Below are 18,533 nucleotides of genomic sequence, written 5' to 3' on the forward strand. Positions count from 1 at the left end.
CGCACCGCCCTCGTTCGTGAGGCGTATATAGTCGCCACCAACCAGAACTGTCAACAGTCATCGACGATGTTTTTGAACTTTTTGCGACAGAAGTTTTGGCGCCGGCGGACTGCCCCAGGGGAACATTGGCGTTGTTAAAAAGGAGCCCTATTGCCGCCGCATTGCCGTTCGACACCAAGGCCAACAAAGAAGGGCTCGGCGCGGCCCGCGAGGTGCCTTCCTATAAGAGCCAAAGCGGGGTCTGCGCATCCACCGGTTCGGACCCTCCTACAAGAGGATAAAGTCGCCTCTCTATAAGGGGCTGTAAAACAGAGCGTGTGCGTGGGGATTTCGCCGCTTCGTTGACTTCACTCGCCGTGACAGGCAAATGTCATGGCCCAACAGAAGCGAAAAGCCGTTCCGCCCGGGGAAGAAGCAGCCTTTCTGGATGCCAGACACGGAAGATGTCATAGCCGAACTCGGCAATGAGCCGCCGCTGATCGCGGATGGCCGCAGCGGCCCGCCCGACCGGCGCGAGGTTTCGGCGCGCTGGCTGTCGGGCACCTTTCTTACCGGCGTGACCTCGAGTGTGCTGATGGGCGTGGCGTTGTTTGCCGCCCTTGACGGCCGCCAGCAGCTGGCAACCCCGCCCGAAATCGCCGAACTGGCCCAGCTCGAAAGCGGCGGCGATTCCGGCGAGGTCGCCAAGACCACCAGGCTGGTGGCGCCGCGCCAGATCGCCAAGGCCAAGGACCGCCGGCGCATGGAAGTGTCGATGGTGACCAAGGTCGGCGACCGCGACGTTATCCACACCATGCCGTTCGTGCAGATCAAGATGGCGCTGGCAGCCGGCCACACCACCAACCGCGCCTATCCGCCTTTCGACCCGATGCAGGTGTTCGGCGACGATGGCGACTCGACGCCGGCGCAGCCGGCGACGGCCTCCGCGGTTGGCGGCCAGATCTACGGCGCCAAGGTCGAAAGCGAGATGAGCCTCAAGACTGTCGATTTCCCGGTTGAGACGGCCTCCTTCGACGAAAAAAGCGACCTGTCCGCCGACGAGGTTGAAAAAGTGGTGCGCGAAGCCGGCACCGACCTCAGCGACGGCGCCGTGCAGGTCGCCTCCCTGCATTATGTCGACCCGCAGCGATTCGGCGATGCCTTCGCCGAATCGATGGCCGGCTCCTACGACGTCAAGATCGTGCCGGAAAACGTCTCGGTGGCGCCGCGCGTCGCGCTCGACGACCAGACCCCGGCTTTCGCCGAGGAAATCATTCCCTTCACCAGGGACCGCGACATTGCCGAGGCTTTCGCTGATTCGGGCTATACGGGCGATGACGCCACCGGCATGGCGGAGGCGATCGGCAAGCTGCTCAACGCACCGGCGCTGAAGACCGGAACCGTGCTGCGCGTCGGGCTCGAGGTACATGGCGACGCCGCCAAGGTCGTTCGCACCAGCGTCTATGACAAGACAACGCACATCGTCACCATCGCGCTCGACGACCGCGGCCAGTATGTGCCGGCGCAGGAACCGGAGCCGAACCCCGAATTGCTGACCGCGTTCGACGATTCGTCGGCGCCGGTGGTGGTGCGCGGCAATCTGCCGAACGTCTATGACGGCATCTACCGCGCCGCCTATTCCTACGGCATGTCGAAGAAGCTGACCCAGCAACTGGTCAAGCTCCTGGCCTCCGGCGTCGACTTCCAGTCCAGGCTCAATCCATCGGACCGCATCGACGTGCTGTTCTCGCAGCCGGACGGCGACGACCAGGCCTCCGACGAATCGGAACTGCTCTATGTCTCGTCGACCTTCGGCGGCCAGACGCGCAATTTCTACCGATTCCAGATGCAGGACGGCTCGACCGACTATTTCGACGAGGACGGATCTAGCGCCGAGCAGTTCCTGCTGCGCAATCCCCTGCCGGCCGGGAAATTCCGCTCCGGCTTCGGCGCCCGCCGGCATCCGATCCTCGGTTATGTCCGCATGCATACCGGCGTCGACTGGGCGGCGCCGATCGGAACGCCGATCATCGCCGCCGGCAACGGCACCATCGAAAAGGCCGGTTGGGCCGGCGGCTACGGCAAGCAGATCATCATCCGCCATGCCAATGGCTACGAGACCTCCTATAATCACCAGAGCGCCTTTGCCAAAGGCATCGAACCGGGCGTTCATGTCCGCCAGGGCCAGACCATCGGCTTCCTCGGTCAGACCGGCCTCTCCACCGGTCCGCATCTTCACTACGAGCTGATCGTCAACGGCACCAAGGTCGACCCGATGCGCGTGCGCCTGCCGGTCGGCAAGGTGCTGAAGGGCGACGACCTGGTCGCTTTCAAGCGCGAGCGCGAGCGCATCGATGAACTGCTCAAGCAGGAAGACAGCAATCCGCTGAAGGTCGCGAGCGCCAAGATCGAAGGCTAATGCATGTCGCCCAGAAGTGTGCCGCGGCTCTGGGACAAGGACATGCGCCAAAACAAACACTTAAAGCGCGTCGTATGAATCCGTTTCAGCGCGACGCGCTTTAAGCCGTCACACTCGACGCCGGCGAATCATAATTCCCCATCAGAGCATTCCGAATCGGGTCGGCTCCGAATCAGGTCGACTGCTTCTCTTCGGCTCGTGACCAAGGCAGCTTTTGCCCCGAAACGGTGGCCCAGGCGATAACAGCGGCAAGCAGGCAAAGCACGGCCGTCACTGTCGACACGGCCGCGAACGCCGAATCGCTGGCGGCGCGCCGTGTTGCATCAAGGTCTGGCGCCAGGCCGGCCAATGCCGGTTCTCCGAACCCCGGAATGCCCGGCCTGACGCTGGTATCGAGCATCGTCGAATAGACCCAGGCCGCGAGCGAGCCCATCGCCGCCACAGCAATCAGCCCGCCAATGCGCGAAACCGCATTGTTGATGCCGGAAGCGGCGCCGGTATCCTTGTCCTCGACCGCGGTCATGACGGCCGTCGACAGCGGCGACACCACCAGCGCCATGCCGAGCCCCATCACCGCCATCAGCGGAAAGATACCGGTCCAGAAATTGTGCATGCCGGCATGAGTGAGCAGAGCCAGCCCGGCAAAGGCGATGGCGACCACCAGGCAGCCGCTGGCGATCGGAAAACGCGGACCGATGCGATCCGACCACTGGCCGACGAGACCCGACAGCAGCGCGATCGACGCCGACAGCGGCAGGAAGATGAAACCGACCTCTTTGGTGCTCAGCCCCCATCCGGCGATCAACAGCATCGGCAGGTAGAACAGATTGGCCGACAGCGCGAAATACAGGAAGAAGGTGGCGAGGTTGGCGCCGGCGAAGGCGCCAATCCGAAACAGCTTAAGATCGATCATCGGCTCGCGCTGCCGAAGCTCGAAGACGATGAAGATGATAAGCAGCACGGCGCCTGCGGCGATGCTCGGCCCCGACATCAGCCCGCTGCCTTCGGCGCTCATCGAGGTTAGTCCGTAGGCAAGCGCCCCGAAGGCAAGCGTGGCGAGAGCGGCGCCGCCGAGATCGAGGCTTCGCTGCTCCGTCGGCGCGTCGGCGGGAATCTTGGCCAGCAGGAGATAGATCGAGATCAGCCCGAGCGGCAGGTTGACGGCGAAGATCGCCCGCCAGATACCGCCGCCAAAGGCCGACAGAACGAAGCCGCCGAGCACCGGACCGAGCGCCGTCGTCAGCGCCGAGGCGGCGGCCCAGATGCCGATCGCCCGGCCGCGCTCCTTCTTCGGATAGGCCTTGGCGATGATGGCGAGGCTGCCCGGCACCATGATCGCCGCACCAATGCCCTGAATGGCGCGAAAGGCGATGAGCACCAGCGCATTCGGCGCCACCGCGCAGGCCAGCGAAGCGACGATGAACAGCGCAATGCCGGCAACGAAGGCGCGCCTGAGGCCAAACCGGTCGCCGGCGGCGCCGCCGGCCAGAATCAGCGCCGACAGCGTCAGCGCATAGGCGTTGGAAATCCACTGGACCTCGGCCAGGCTGGCGCCGAGGTCGACGCGCATTGCCGGCATGGCAATGGCCAGGATCGACCCGTCGATGAAGCCGAGCGCTGACGCAAGGATCGCCGCTACCAGCACGAACTTGCGCTGCGACTGCGGGCAAAATGTACCGTTGGAAAGCGCCCTGCTCAGGGGAACGGCTGCGGCTTCGCTCGGAGACTTCATGAGCGTCTGCTTAGACTTGTTGCGGGCCGGCAACAACCAGCCAGCACCCTGCGCTCATGAATCCAGCTTTGGATATCGGCCTGCCTTATGGGCAGGCCGATATCACTGCGCTGGAGCGCTCACTTGCTCCGCAATATCATCGGCCGAGGGACCGCCGACGAACTCGACGGTGACGCCCGGCGACACCAGCTTGGCCAGTTCACGCGCATCCCAATTTGTCAGGCGCACGCAGCCATGGCTTTCGGTCTTGCCGATCTTGGAGGGATCGGGCGTGCCGTGAATGCCATAGGTCGGCTTGTCCAGCGCAATCCACACCGAGCCGACCGGGCCGTTCGGACCCGGCGGGATGGTCAGGATCTTGTCGTTCTGGCCCTGCTTGAAATTGATGCTGGGGTTGTAGGTGTAGTTAGGATCGAGCGCCACGCGCGACACCGTATGGGTGCCGGTCGGCGAGGGCGTGTCGGCTGAACCGATGGTGGCCGGATAGGCCGCGACCAGCTTGCCACCGGCGTCATAGGCGAACACCTGCTTCTTGTCCTTGTCGGCGACGATGCGGGCAACCGGCGTCGCCACCAGCCTGCCGAAATTGGCGACCTTGATGATGGTGCCGGGACGGCTGAAGTCGGCCTCGGGATTGAGCCCCTTCAGGTAGTTCTCGTCCATGTGGAACCGTTCGGCCAAGGCTTCGGTGACGGAGGTGTAAGCCATGCGGTCGAGCTGTGCCTTCTGGCTGTAATCCTCCGGTATCGAGGCGACATAAGGCCCGGCCGCGTCTTCGGGCGTGATCGTATAATTGGCGAAAGCATCGCCACCGGTTTGCGCCAGCGCAGCCTGGATGCCGACCGCGTCGGTCGAGCGCAGATTGCTGCCGGTGATCTGGTTATAGGCGGCAAGCGCCTTGTCGACATTGGAGCCGAAGCGCCCGTCGACGACGCCGGGTGAAGCGCCGGCGCGGTCGAGCAGCACCTGCAAGGCGGCTACATCCTGGCGTGCGCCGAGTGAAAGCGAGGGATCGACCACGGTCTTGCCACCGGCTTTCGGCGGCAGCGCGGCCTGGTCGGCGGGCGCCGCCGGTTCGGCGGGATCGATAGAGGCTTCGTTCAGCGGCTGGCGCTTGACGGGCCGCGGTTCAGCGGATTTCGGCGCTTCCGGATAGGTGTCGCTGTCATTGGCATCATCCTGCGGAGCGGCCCCCAGGAATCTGTCGCTTTCAGGATCGTATTCATCAACCGGGGGGCCGGGGATTCGTCCCTGATCGTCCAGTTGCCTACGGCGGAAACGCGCCATGTCTTCGGGATCGTCGAGATAGTAGCGGTCGTCGTCTTCGACCGGTGCGCGTCCAAGCTCACGTGCCCGCATTTCCCGGCGCAGCGCGCGGCGGTCGAGCCTGGTCTGCGGCGGCTGGATGGCGATGACCTTGCCGGTCTCGGCATCGACGATGACGCGGTTGCCCCTGGCGTCGTAATAGATGTCGAGATTGCCGTCCTGGGCAAGCACAATGCCGCCGCTATCGGCGGCGCGGACGGCCGGCAGTGCGTTGTCCACAGTCGGCGATGCCATGGCGCTGGACGTGAGCAGCCCGGCGGCGAGCACCGAAAAGGCAAGGATCGTGCGGAACATGGTGGTCGAACTCTCCGGTACTTACAGCGCCGCGCGTCCGTTTGGACGCGCAAAGGACGCTGTAACACTTCATGTCTGCGCATGATCCTTTCCGAAAATCGAATTTCGATTTTCGGGGTCATGCGTAATTGCCGCCGCCCGGCAGTGTTCCCACCAGAACGTTCTCGCCACCGTTTGGATGCGCAAGGAACGCCCTGATCGTCAAAAGCCTGCAGGCAAACCCCTTCGCCAGCAAACCACAACATAAGCTTTCCAACATGAACCGGGCATGAAGATGGCGGATTACTGGTTGCTACAGGCCCAATTCCTTGCGCGTCTGCTTCGTCAGCTTGAGGACGACGAGGCGGTGGCTTTCGCCGAGATAGTCCTTCAGCGCATCATCATCCATGCTCTGGCTTGTCTGACGCTGGATCCATTTCATGCCGCGCGAGGCGAGATAGGGCGCCGGCCGGCAGCCGGGCTGATCCTTCAGCACGTCATAAGCCATTTCAGAGCATTTGAAGGTGACGAAGACGCCACCCTCCCGGTCATGGCCGGCGATGGTGAAGACCTTGCCACCGACTTTCCAGACATCGGCCCCGCCCCACTGCACGACATGCGTCGTCTGCGGCAGCGAGGCGCAGAAGCTGTTGTAGTCGTCCAGCGTCATCTGCACCCCCGTCAAAGGATTGTTGTTTGATAAGAAAATGCCGCGCGTCCGGTCGGACGCGCGGCGTTGGATCAGGCTGCCGCGTCGGTCGGCACCACAGTGGGCCTGGACCGGAAATTCAACCGGTCGGAGCCGGCGGTGACCTTGACGGTCGAGCCGTCGAGTATCTCGCCAAGCAGGATTTTTTCCGCCAGCGGATCTTGCAGGTCCTTCTGCATCACCCGCTTCAGCGGCCGCGCACCATAGGCCGGGTCGTAGCCCTTCGCCGCCAGCCAGTCGATCGAATCCTGGTCGAGCGACAGTGTGATCTTGCGGTCGGCGAGCAGGCTTTCCAGCCGCTTGAGCTGGATCTCGACGATGCGGCCCATATCCTGCCGGCGCAGCCGGTGGAACAGGATCACCTCGTCGACGCGGTTGAGGAACTCCGGCCTGAACGAGGCTCTCACCACGCTCATAACCTCGTCGCGCACGGCATCGACGTCCTGCTCTTCGCCGAGATTGACCAGATATTCGGCGCCGAGGTTCGACGTCATGACGATCAGCGTGTTGCGGAAGTCGACCGTGCGGCCCTGCCCGTCGGTCAGCCGCCCGTCGTCGAGCACCTGCAACAGCACGTTGAAGACATCCGGATGCGCCTTCTCGATTTCGTCGAACAGCACGACCTGATAGGGCCGGCGCCGCACCGCTTCGGTCAGCGCACCGCCTTCCTCATAGCCGACATAGCCGGGAGGCGCGCCAATCAGCCGGGCGACCGAGTGCTTCTCCATGTATTCCGACATGTCGATTCGCACCATGGCGCTCTCGTCGTCGAACAGGAAATTGGCCAGCGCCTTGGTCAGTTCGGTCTTGCCGACGCCGGTCGGTCCGAGGAACATGAACGAGCCGATCGGCCGGTTCGGATCCTGCAGCCCGGCCCGGGCACGACGCACGGCCTTGGACACCGCCTGTACCGCTTCGCCCTGGCCGACGACTCGCTTGCCGATCTCGTCTTCCATGCGCAGCAGCTTGTCGCGCTCGCCCTGCAGCATCTTGTCGACCGGAATGCCGGTCCAACGCGACACGATATGGGCGACGTGGTCGGGCGTGACCACCTCTTCGACCATGCCGGCCTTGCCGTCCTGGGCTTCGGCTTCCTTCAGCTTCTTTTCCAGTTCCGGGATCTTGCCATAGGCAAGCTCGCCGGCGCGCTGGAATTCACCCTTGCGCTGGGCAATGGCGAGGTCGTTGCGGGCCGCGTCGAGCTGCTTCTTGAGGTCAGCGGCGAGGCCAAGCTTCTGCTTCTCCGACTGCCATTTGGCGGTGATCTCGGTCGATTCCTCCTCGAGGCCGACGAGTTCCTTTTCGAGACGCGCGAGCCGGTCCTTTGACGCCTCGTCCTTCTCGACCTTCAGTGCCTCGCGCTCGATCTTGAGCTGCATGATGCGGCGATCGATCTCGTCCAGCGCCTCGGGCTTGGAATCGACCTGCATCCTCAGCCGCGACGCGGCCTCGTCGACAAGGTCGATCGCCTTGTCCGGCAGGAAACGGTCGGCGATGTAGCGGTTGGACAAGGTCGCCGCCGCGACCAGCGCCGAATCCGAGATGCGCACCTTGTGGTGCTGCTCGTACTTCTCCTTGAGGCCACGCAGGATCGACACGGTATCTTCCACCGATGGCTCGTTGACGAAGACCGGCTGGAACCGGCGGGCAAGGGCCGCGTCCTTCTCGACATGCTTCCTGTATTCATCGAGCGTGGTCGCGCCGACGCAGTGCAGTTCGCCGCGCGCCAGCGCCGGCTTCAACAGGTTCGAAGCGTCCATGGCGCCATCGGCCTTGCCGGCGCCGACCAGCGTGTGCATCTCGTCGATGAACAGGATGATGCCGCCGGCCGCCGAGGTGACTTCGTTGAGCACGGCCTTCAGCCGCTCCTCGAACTCGCCGCGATATTTGGCGCCGGCAATCAGCGCGCCCATGTCGAGCGCCATCAACTGCTTGTCCTTCAGCGATTCCGGCACGTCGCCATTGACGATGCGCAGCGCCAGACCTTCGGCGATCGCCGTTTTGCCGACGCCCGGCTCGCCGATCAGCACCGGGTTGTTCTTGGTACGCCGCGACAGCACCTGGATGGTGCGGCGGATCTCGTCGTCACGGCCAATCACAGGGTCGAGCTTGCCGGCGCGGGCATCGGCGGTAAGGTCGCGCGCGTATTTCTTCAGCGCGTCATAGCCCTGCTCGGCGCTCGCCGAATCGGCGGTACGGCCCTTGCGGACGTCGTTGATCACCTGGTTCAGCGCCTGCGCTGTGACGCCGGCCTTGGACAGGATATCGGCCGTCTTGGCCGACTTCTCCATGGCCAGAGCCTGCAAAAGCCGTTCAACCGTGACAAAGCTGTCGCCGGCTTTCTTGGCCAATTCCTCGGCGGTCGAAAACACCTTGGCCAGCGGCTGCGCGAGATAAAGCTGGCCGTTGCCGCCTTCCACCTTGGGCATGGCCTCAAGGGCGGTCTCGACGCCAAGCTTGACGTCGCGCACGTTGCCGCCGGCGCGCTCGATCAGCGAGGCGGCCAGCCCCTCATCGTCATCGACGAGGACCTTCAGCATATGTTCGGGAGTGAATTGCTGGTGATTGCGCGAGAGCGCCATGGTCTGGGCGGACTGAATGAATCCGCGGACGCGCTCGGAGTATTTCTCGAGGTTCATATCTGTCTCCTTCCATCACCGGCCCGCTTTGCGGCACCGGATCAGATTGCGGTGACGGACCCGCTCATCCGAGCCGGGTCCAGTTCACGCCAGATATGGGGCGCAAGCCATTGCCGCTCAAGACGTCCGGCTGATGATATTGCATGGCCGAGCAAACGAAAACGGCGGAGATTTCTCTCCGCCGTTTCATCGACTTATGGGTCAGTTGTTGGCGTCGACGGCGAACGGGTCGCCGGCAGGGCTTTCGGCCGGCGCCGCATCCACCACGTCAACAGCGGCAGCGCTCTATCCAGCTGAGCTACGGGTGCCTTCAGGGAANTCGGTGGCTGCCTCATTGAGTTCGGCCCGGGCGGCAAGAGCCGCCGGCGACAGGTTTTCGTACAGCGGCGCCGGCTCGGAGAAACCGCTCTCGGCTTCGGGCTCAACCGCGGAAACGGTTTCCGCCTGTGCCGGGGTTTCGGTGAAGCGCTGCTGGTCGCCGCGCTGGCCGTTCTGCTCGCCACGCTGGGCAAAGTCGCCACGCTGGTCGTTCTGGCCATAGCCGCCATTGGGGCGGCGGTCACGGTTGCGGCCATTGTTGTCGCGGCCGTTGTTGTTGCGGCCATTATTGTCACGGCCATTATTATCACGGCCACTGTTGTTCTCGCGGCCGTTTTCCTGGCCGTATGCGAGTTCGGCCGGCGTGCCCTCAATCGTCGGCTGCGGACCGTTGCCGTGGTTCGCCATCGGCGCTTGCGTCTCGCCGCCATTGCCGCTGCCGGCATTGTCAAAATCGTCGCGATCTTCATCGTCGTCGAATTCGTCGCGGTTCTGCGGGGCATTCTGGATCGGCATCTGCGCCTGTGCGGCGGCAATGATGCGGTTGTAGTGCTCGGCGTGCTGGAGGTAATTTTCCGCCATAACCCGGTCGCCGGAGCTTTGCGCATCACGGGCCAGAGTGGCGTATTTTTCGGCGATCTGCTGAGCCGATCCACGGATTTTCACGTCCGGGCCGTTGCTCTCGTAGTTGCGCGTCAGGGGATTTGGGCCCTTGCGGTTGTTGTTGTTGTTATTGTTGTTGCCACCGCCGCCGCCATTGTTGTTGCGACCGCGCATGCGCCTGTTCTGCTGTTGTGGCCTCATAAGACTCTCTTCATTTTGAAATTTTCGAAAAACGTTTCACGAACGGAGGCGCTCATGCAGCCAGCCGTTTCGTTTCTTCACCGGCGTTCGCCCGCATCAATTGCGTTGGCGCCACGTGTCATCCTGTTCCGGTTACATCACTTGCCGGACGATTCCCGCACGAAGCTTGGGCGTCGTTTGCGCAAGAAGGCAGCTATTTCCGAGGAAAACCGAATCGCTAAGAGCACTGCCTGCTTCGTCTCATCCGGTTAGGGCGGACCCTAGCCGCATTCCCCGGCATTGCCAAGCGCTTTTTTGCACTGCGTCAAGGCTTTCCCTGTTCAAACATAAGAACCCTGTCGTTTCCGCCAAGGTCGACAAATGCCCCGGCCAGCCTGTAGCCGGCTGCCGCGAATATGTCTTTGACCTCATTGCGCTGCGTGTGGCCGATCTCGACCGCTATCTTGCCTTGTGCTTCCAGAAACTTTGCCGCCTCGGCGGCGATGATCCTGTAGGGGCCAAGACCGTCCACACCGCCATCAAGGGCTCTGTGCGGATCGAAATCGCGGACCTCGTCCTGCAGATTTCCAATGTCTCCAGACGGTATATAGGGAGGGTTTGCGGCAATTACATGGTATCGGCCCGAAACTTTTTCGAACCAGTCGGACTGCAGCCCCACGAACCGGCCGGCGAGTCCAAGTTGCTCGGCATTGCGTATCGCGGTTGCCAGCGCGTCGTGCGAAATATCGACCCCGGTGGCGGTCGCGGCCGGAACCGCGCTGAGCAGCGCCAGCGCAATCGCGCCGGTACCGGTGCCGAGATCGAGGATACGGCATAGCCCTAGCCTTTCGGCCGTCGCGCCGGCAAAAGGGAAGACCGCCTCGACCAGCGTTTCGGTGTCCGGCCGCGGCTCCAGCGTTTCCGGCGACAGCGACAGCCGCAGGCCGTAAAACTCGCGAAACCCGAGGATGCGGTGCACCGGTTCGCCGGCCATGCGGCGCTGCAGAGCAGCGTCGATTGCGGCAACCGCACCCGCATCGACCGTCCGTTGCGGGTCGGCGATCGCCTGCGTACGGTCCGTGCCGGAAAAATGTTCGACGATCAGCCTGGCATCCAGCGCCGGGTCGGAAAGGCCGGCCGCGGCAAGCCGCTCCCGCGCCACTCGCAACAAGGGCCCGAGCGCGCCGGGCAACATGTCAGCCATCGAGGCCAATATCGGCGAGCAGCTTCGACTGATGGTCGGCGATCAGCGCATTGATGACCTCATCGAGCTCGCCCATCATCACCCGGTCGAGCTTGTAGAGCGTCAGGTTGATACGATGGTCGGTAAGGCGGCCCTGCGGGAAATTGTAGGTGCGGATGCGCTCCGAACGGTCGCCCGAACCAACCTGCGATTTGCGTGACTCCGAGCGCTCCTCGTCCGCCTTGCTGCGCTCGAGGTCGTAAAGCCGCGCACGCAGAATCTGCATGGCTTTCGCCCGGTTCTGATGCTGCGACTTCTCCGCCTGCACCACCATGATACCGGTCGGCAAATGGGTGATGCGCACCGCAGAATCGGTGGTGTTGACGTGCTGGCCACCCGAACCCGAGGCGCGCATCGTGTCGATGCGGATGTCTTCGGCGCGGATGTCGATGTCGACCTCTTCGGCTTCCGGCAGAACGGCCACCGTCGCCGCCGAGGTGTGGATGCGCCCGCTGGCCTCGGTCGCCGGCACGCGCTGCACGCGGTGCACGCCGGATTCAAATTTCAGATGGGCAAAGACTCCCCTACCGGAAATGGTGGCGATGATTTCCTTGAAGCCGCCGGCATCGCCGTCGCTGGCCGACACCGTCTCGAAGCGCCAGCCGCGTTCGGCGGCATAGCGCTCATACATGCGAAAAAGGTCGCCGGCAAACAATGCCGCCTCGTCGCCGCCGGTGCCGGCGCGGATTTCAAGGATGGCGTTCTTGTCGTCGGCCGCATCCTTGGGCAACAGCAGGATCTGGATGTCCTTCTGCAGCTCTTCGATACGCGCTTCGACGCCGGGCAGATCTGCCTCCGCCAGGGCCCGCATCTCGGCATCGGTGCCCTTGTCGGCAAGCATCGCCTCGAGGTCGGCTTGCTCGCGCTCGACTGAGCGCAGTTCCCTGACCTTGGCCACCATGTCCTGCAGCTCGGCATATTCCGAGGCCATCTTCACATAGGCATCGGCCGCCGGGCCGGCCGACATCTGCGCTTCGAGCATCTCGAAACGCTTGACGACCTGATCCATACGCTCGCGGGGAAGATTGACCATGGCTAATGCTATAGCGGGATGGAGCGGTCGTCGGCGAAGGCCTGCAGCAGCGCCCGCATCGGCAGCCCTTGAGCTGGCGCCATCAGATTGTCGGCAAAGAAAGCCTCCAATTCCTCCAGTGGCAGTTCGGTCAACATCGCCTTGACCGGGCCGATCGAGGCTGGAGACATCGAGATCGAGCGGTAGCCAAGGCCGATCAGCGCCATGGCGGAAATGGGTTTTCCGGCAAGCTCGCCGCACAGCGTCACCGGCGTGTGGTTGCGAACCCCGGCGTCGGCGATCTGCTTCAGAACCCGCAGGAAAGGCGTCGAAAGCGTGTCGAAGCGGTCGGAGAGCTGCGTGTTCCCCCGATCGACCGCCATGACGAACTGGAACAGGTCGTTGGAGCCGACCGAGACGAAATCGACCGCCTTCATCAACTCGTCGAGCTGGAACAGCAGCGACGGCACTTCCAGCATAGCGCCCACCTTGAGGCTGGTCGGCAGATGGTGGGCAAAGCGGGAGAGATGCCGCACTTCGCGGTCGATGATCTCGCGCGCCTGGGCGATTTCGCCGAGTTCGGTAACCATCGGCAGCATCAGCTTCAGTTCGCGCCCGCCGCAGGCCTTCAGCAGAGCGCGGATCTGGGTCCTGAGCAGACCCGGCCGGTCGAGCGTCAGCCGGATCGCGCGCCAGCCGAGCGCAGGGTTTTCTTCCTGGATGGCGCCCTTGAAGTAGGGCAGAACCTTGTCGCCGCCGATGTCGATGGTGCGGAAGGTGACCGGCTTGCCGCGCGCCGCGTCCAGCACGTCGCGGTAGAGCCGCTCCTGCGCCTCGGCACGCGGGAAGGTCGAGGCGACCATGAACTGCAATTCGGTGCGGAACAGGCCGATGCCGGCGGCACCCGCCTCGGCCAGCTGCGGCAGGTCGACGGCCAGGCCCGCATTCATCAGCAGGTCGACCTGGACGCCGTCCTTGGTCACCGACGGCTTCTTGCGCAGTTCCCGGTAGACTTCCTGCCGGCGCGCCCGGAAGCGCACTTTTTCGGCATAGGCAGCTTCGAGGTCGGGCTGCGGCCGCAGATGGATGGTGCCTTCCTCGCCGTCGACGATGATGGCATCGCCGTTTTCCGCCATGGAAACGGCGCCCTTCATCTGGCCGGCGACCGGAATGCCCATGGCGCGCGCTACGATGACGACATGGCTGGTGGCAGCGCCGTCTTCCAGCACCACGCCGCGCAGCTTGTCCCTGGGATAATCAAGCAGTTCGGCCGCGCCCATCGAGCGCGCGACCAGGATGGCATCCTTCGGCAGTGACGCCGCGACGTCGTCAGGCCCGCGCCCCATCAGCTGGCGCAGCAGCCGGTTGGCGAGATCGTCGAAGTCGCTCATCCTCTCGCGCAAATAAGGATCGGTCATGTGCAGCATGCGGGCGCGCATGTCGCTTTGGACCTTTTCCACCGCCGCTTCCGCCGTCAGGCCGTTGCGGATCGCCTCTTCCAGCCGGCGCACCCAGCCGCGGTCGTTGGCAAACATGCGATACGCTTCGAGCACCTCGCGATGTTCGCCCTCGAAGGCGACATCGCGCCGCTCCAGCATGTCGTCGATAGAAAGCCTGAGCGAACCGAGCGACGTCTCCAGCCGGCGCACCTCTTCCTCACTGTCCTCGTTGAACAGATTGGTGACGACGATGCGTGGCTCATGCAGCACGACATGGCCGAGGCCGACGCCCTCGTTGAAGGACAGGCCGGTAAAGCTGACGGGACGGCGCAGATCGAGTTCGAGGCCGGGCCGGGTCAGGCGAGCGAGATCGCCGGTGGCGATCATCTCGGCGATCACCATGGCGGTCGTTTCCAGCGCCTCGACCTCGTCGTCGCGGTAGTGGCGCATGGTCTTGTTCTGCACCACCAGCACGCCCAGCGTGCGCCCTGCCCTTAGTACCGGCACGCCGAGGAAGGAATTGTAGATCTCTTCGCCCGTCTCCGGCAGGTAGGCGAAGGCCGGATGTTCCTGTGCATTGGAGAGGTTGAGCGGCCGCGCGCTCGCGGCAATGGTGCCGACGAGGCCCTGCCCCAGCCGCAGTTGCGCCAAATGGACGGCGTTCGGGTTCAGACCTTCGGTGGCATAGAGTTCGAGCACCGAATCGGCGCGCAGCACATAGAGCGAGCAGACCTCGGCGACCATGTTGGAGGCGATGTCGCGCACGATCCGGTCGAGCCGCTCCTGCGGCTCCAGCGGCTCCTGCATGAGCTCGCGGAGCCGTTTCAGCAGAACGCGCGGGCCGCTGGCCGTATCACGCATCGCGGCTTCTTCTCCAATGGGCATTTTGCCCGCCGCAGTTTCCACTGCGACCGGCGCACACGCAACAACTCAAATCGCTCTCGCTACTGCTTATCCAGACCGTACACGGAATGCAAAGTACGAACCGCGAGTTCCGTGTAGGGACCGTCAATCAGTATCGAAATCTTGATCTCGGAGGTAGTGATGGCGCGGATGTTGATCGCCTTGTCGGCCAGCGCCTTGAAAGCGGTGGCGGCCACACCGGCATGGCTGCGCATGCCGATGCCGATGACCGAAACCTTCGACATGCCGGCTTCCGACTGCACCACGTCATAGCCGATCGAAGCCTTCAGACGCTCCAGCACGGCCAACGCCTTGTCCACGTCGCCGGACGGCACGGTGAAGGTCATGTCGGTGAACTTGCCGTCCTCGGAGATGTTCTGGACGATCATGTCGACATTGATGTTGGCCTCGGCCAGCGGGCCGAAAATGCCGGCGGCAACGCCCGGGCGGTCGCCGACGCGGCGCAGAGAAATCTGCGCTTCGTCCTTGGCGTAGGCAATTCCGGTGACGACCTGCTGTTCCACGATCTCTTCCTCGTCGCAAATGAGCGTTCCCGGAGGATTGAGCAAATCCCCCATTCCGGGCGCATCGGGATCGTCGAAGGACGACCGCACGAACGTACGCACCCTGTGCACCATGGCAAGCTCGACCGAGCGCACCTGCAAGACCTTGGCGCCGAGCGAGGCCATTTCGAGCATTTCCTCGAACGAAATCTTGTTGAGCCGCCGCGCCTTCGGCTCGATGCGCGGATCGGTGGTGTAGACGCCGTCGACATCGGTGTAGATGTCGCAGCGGTCGGCCTTGACCGCCGCGGCAATGGCCACCGCGCTTGTGTCGGAGCCGCCGCGGCCGAGCGTGGCGATGCGGTTGTCCGGGCCGATGCCCTGGAAGCCGGCGACGACAGCCACCTGGCCCTCGCCGAAGCGCTTGATCAGGAACGCGCCGTCAATTTCGAGGATGCGCGCCGCGCCATGCGCGTTGTCGGTCTTGATCGGGATCTGCCAGCCCTGCCAGGAGCGGGCATGGACGCCCATATTCTGCAGTGTGATCGCCAGCAGGCCGGCAGTCACCTGCNCTGCCAGGAGCGGGCATGGACGCCCATATTCTGCAGTGTGATCGCCAGCAGGCCGGCAGTCACCTGCTCGCCCGAGGCGACAACGGCGTCATACTCGCGCGCGTCGTGCATGGGCGAGGCTTCGCGCGTCCAGCCAACCAGTTCATTGGTCTTGCCCGCCATCGCCGAAACCACGACAGCGACCTCATGGCCGGCATCGACCTCGCGTTTGACGTGACGCGCCACATTGCGGATGCGGGCGATGTCGGCGACGGAGGTTCCGCCGAATTTCATCACGATGCGCGCCATGGAAGCGAAATGCCTTTGACTGAAGCCGGCCCAGGACCGAAAGGGGAAGTAAGCGGTCGACAGAAGCCGGCCGCTGAATGCGCGCCTCCTTAGCCAAATGATCACGGTTTCGCAAGGCTGGCGGCGGATGCCGGCTTCAGGATCGCGGCATATTGCGTTCGGCCCCGCCGCCGCTTACCAAATGCTGCCCGCGGGAAACTCCTTTTGGTCCGGCATATCGAATGATTGTTCGCCTTCGACGCGCCATGCGGTGGCAATCGCTGCCGCTGTTCATCGGCTTCGCCGTGCTGGCGTTGATCGTCGGCACACGCGCCGTACTGGTCGAGACCCAGAGAGCCAATCGTGAGGCCGCGCGCGAGGCGGTCGAGTATCAGGAATTGCTTTCCGGTTTGCTTGCGATGGCTCAGGAGGCCGAGACCAGCCAGCGCGGCTATCTCCTGACCGGCGAGAAATCCTACCTCCAGCCTTATCGGCAGGCGGTCGACGCCATTCCGGGCCAGCTTGCCCGCATCGACGGCATGACCGCGCCGGACGACGAACTCGTGCAGCAGATCAACCACGTCAAGGACGCGCTTTCACAAAACCAGGCCGAATTGGCTGAGACGATTGCACTCTACGATCGCGGCGATGCGGCAAAAGCTCTGGAACTGGTCCGCAGCGGCCAGGGCAAGGCCGCCATGGACCAGATCCGGGCCAGCATGGACACGATCCGGCGCATTGGCGGCGCAGCCATCGCCGCGCGCGACGCTCATACCGACCGGGTCGAAAACTGGCTGCGAATCGGCTCGATAGCGGCGCTGCTGGCGATCTTCCTGCTTGGCGCCTACACGGTTCGCCTTTCGCGCCGCCGGTTCCGCGCAGTGGCCATCGCCCAGGAAGAGCTGATGCGCAAGAACATCGAGCTCGGCAACGAAATCCAGACGCGTGAAAAGGCCGAATCGCAGATCCGCCAGATGCAGAAGATGGAGGCTGTGGGCCAGCTGACCGGCGGTATCGCCCACGATTTCAACAACATGCTGGCGGTGATCATCAGCGCCATGAACCTCGCCCAGCGCAAGCTGACGCGGGGCGAGCACGACATCATGAAATTCATCGAAGCGGCGACCGATGCGGCGACCCGGGCCGCAAACTTGACGTCACGGCTGCTTGCCTTCTCGCGCCAGCAGCCGCTCGCGCCTCAGGTTGTAGACGCCAATCGTCTGGTCGCCGGCATGTCGGACCTGCTTCGGCGGGCGCTCGGCGAAACCATCCGCATCGAAACCGTGCTGGCTGGCGGCCTGTGGAAGACCCATGCCGATCCGAGCCAGCTCGAAAATGCCATTCTCAACCTGGCGGTCAATGCGCGCGACGCCATGGGCGAGGACGGCAAGATGACCATCGAGACCGCCAACAGCCACCTCGACGAGGGCTACGCCGCCACCCATGCCGAGGTCAAAGCCGGCCAGTATGTAATGATCGCGGTCAGCGACACCGGCGCCGGCATGCCGGCGGACGTCATGGAGCGGGCTTTCGAGCCATTTTTCACCACCAAGCCAGTCGACAAGGGCACCGGCCTCGGGCTGAGCCAAGTGTTCGGCTTCGTCAAACAGTCCGGCGGACACGTCAAGATCTACTCGGAACCCGGCCAAGGCACCACGATCAGGATCTACCTGCCGCGCTTCTTCGGCCCGGAAGAGGCCGCCATATCTTCGGAACGAGCCGGAAATCCTGCCGTGCCGGTCACCGAAACCATCCTTGTCGTGGAGGACGATCCACGCGTGCGGGCTTCCACCACGGATGCCATGCGCGAACTCGGCTACACCGTCATTCATGCCACAAGCGGCCAGGAAGCGCTGGAAAAGCTGGGCGACAACCCTGGTGTGGCGCTCATGTTCACCGATATCGTCATGCCGGTGATGAATGGCCGCAAGCTCGCCGAGGAGGCGCTGGCGCGCATGCCGAAGCTGAAGGTGATCTTCACCACCGGCTTCACCAGGAACGCCGTCGTCCACAATGGCGTGCTCGACCATGACGTGCATTTCCTGGCCAAGCCCTTCACCATCGAGCAGCTGGCGGCGAAATTGCGCGACGTGCTGGACGCAAAATGACCGAGGCCCTGGAAATCGTCACCTTTCGCCTCAAGCCTGGAGCGGAAGCGGGCTTTGCCGCCGCCAACAACCTGGTCGCCGACTGGCTGGCGCGGCAACCTGGTTTCGTAAACCGCTGCCTGGCGCGGCGGGACGATGGCAGCTGGGTCGATGTCGTGCGCTGGCGAAGTCGCGAGCAGGCTCTCGCCGCCGCCGGCCGCATCATCGCCGAGATCGGCGATTGCGAAGCGATGCGGGCCATCGATCCCGCGAGTGTTGAGATGGGACATGCGGCGATTGTGATCTCGAGGCCCTAGGTCGACTTGCCA

Annotated in this window: 11 protein-coding genes and 1 pseudogene; 3 read left to right on the forward strand and 9 right to left on the reverse strand. The window is 63.7% G+C overall.

The window, feature by feature from the left end; genetic code table 11:
• Positions 1 to 427: 427 nt before the first annotated feature.
• Positions 428 to 2,398 carry a M23 family metallopeptidase gene (locus X756_RS142555; protein ID WP_023701439.1) on the forward strand — a complete coding sequence of 657 codons (1,971 nt, stop codon included), beginning with the start codon at positions 428 to 430 and terminating at the stop codon, positions 2,396 to 2,398.
• 172 nt (positions 2,399 to 2,570) lie between these two features.
• Here X756_RS142555 and X756_RS142550 read toward each other — a convergent pair whose 3' ends face one another.
• From X756_RS142550 to X756_RS01000000165900, 9 genes and pseudogenes are all read right to left on the reverse strand, one after another.
• Positions 2,571 to 4,130, reverse strand: a complete 1,560-nt coding sequence (locus X756_RS142550) for an MFS transporter (RefSeq protein ID WP_023731035.1) — start codon at positions 4,128 to 4,130, stop codon at positions 2,571 to 2,573.
• A gap of 102 nt (positions 4,131 to 4,232) precedes the next feature.
• On the reverse strand, positions 4,233 to 5,750 hold the full coding sequence (locus tag X756_RS142545; RefSeq protein WP_023731036.1) for a L,D-transpeptidase family protein: 1,518 nt from the start codon (positions 5,748 to 5,750) through the stop codon (positions 4,233 to 4,235).
• A gap of 292 nt (positions 5,751 to 6,042) precedes the next feature.
• Positions 6,043 to 6,399 carry an MmcQ/YjbR family DNA-binding protein gene (locus X756_RS142540; protein ID WP_023685771.1) on the reverse strand — a complete coding sequence of 119 codons (357 nt, stop codon included), beginning with the start codon at positions 6,397 to 6,399 and terminating at the stop codon, positions 6,043 to 6,045.
• Positions 6,400 to 6,470: 71 nt separating this feature from the next.
• Positions 6,471 to 9,077, reverse strand: a complete 2,607-nt coding sequence (gene clpB / locus X756_RS142535) for an ATP-dependent chaperone ClpB (RefSeq protein ID WP_023672968.1) — start codon at positions 9,075 to 9,077, stop codon at positions 6,471 to 6,473.
• 285 nt (positions 9,078 to 9,362) lie between these two features.
• Positions 9,363 to 10,199: a DUF4167 domain-containing protein gene (locus X756_RS01000000165895; protein WP_050589302.1), complete on the reverse strand. Its 837-nt coding sequence runs from the start codon at positions 10,197 to 10,199 to the stop codon at positions 9,363 to 9,365.
• A 304-nt stretch (positions 10,200 to 10,503) separates the two neighbouring features.
• Positions 10,504 to 11,382: a peptide chain release factor N(5)-glutamine methyltransferase gene (gene prmC / locus X756_RS142530; protein WP_023731037.1), complete on the reverse strand. Its 879-nt coding sequence runs from the start codon at positions 11,380 to 11,382 to the stop codon at positions 10,504 to 10,506.
• Entirely contained in the window at positions 11,375 to 12,454 is a 1,080-nt protein-coding gene (prfA, locus tag X756_RS142525) for a peptide chain release factor 1 (RefSeq protein WP_023672971.1), read from the reverse strand. The genes prmC and prfA overlap by 8 nt, the downstream gene beginning before the upstream one ends.
• A gap of 8 nt (positions 12,455 to 12,462) precedes the next feature.
• The gene (gene ptsP, locus X756_RS142520; protein ID WP_023693992.1) at positions 12,463 to 14,733 is read right to left on the reverse strand and encodes a phosphoenolpyruvate--protein phosphotransferase; all 2,271 of its coding nucleotides are present in this window, start codon (positions 14,731 to 14,733) and stop codon (positions 12,463 to 12,465) included.
• A gap of 83 nt (positions 14,734 to 14,816) precedes the next feature.
• Positions 14,817 to 16,138 (reverse strand): annotated as a pseudogene (locus tag X756_RS01000000165900) (aspartate kinase).
• Between the two features lie 245 nt (positions 16,139 to 16,383).
• Here X756_RS01000000165900 and X756_RS142515 point away from each other — a divergent pair.
• Together X756_RS142515 and X756_RS142510 are read left to right on the forward strand one after the other, a co-directional pair.
• Positions 16,384 to 18,225 (forward strand): CHASE3 domain-containing protein, encoded by a 1,842-nt coding sequence (locus tag X756_RS142515; RefSeq protein WP_023731038.1) that lies wholly within the window; start codon positions 16,384 to 16,386, stop codon positions 18,223 to 18,225.
• On the forward strand, positions 18,222 to 18,521 hold the full coding sequence (locus tag X756_RS142510) for a hypothetical protein (RefSeq protein WP_050588469.1): 300 nt from the start codon (positions 18,222 to 18,224) through the stop codon (positions 18,519 to 18,521). Before X756_RS142515 ends, X756_RS142510 begins: the two co-directional genes overlap by 4 nt.
• The last annotated feature ends 12 nt before the right edge of the window (positions 18,522 to 18,533 follow it).

The organism is Mesorhizobium sp. LNJC405B00 (assembly GCF_000502615.1).
Lineage (GTDB): Bacteria > Pseudomonadota > Alphaproteobacteria > Rhizobiales > Rhizobiaceae > Mesorhizobium.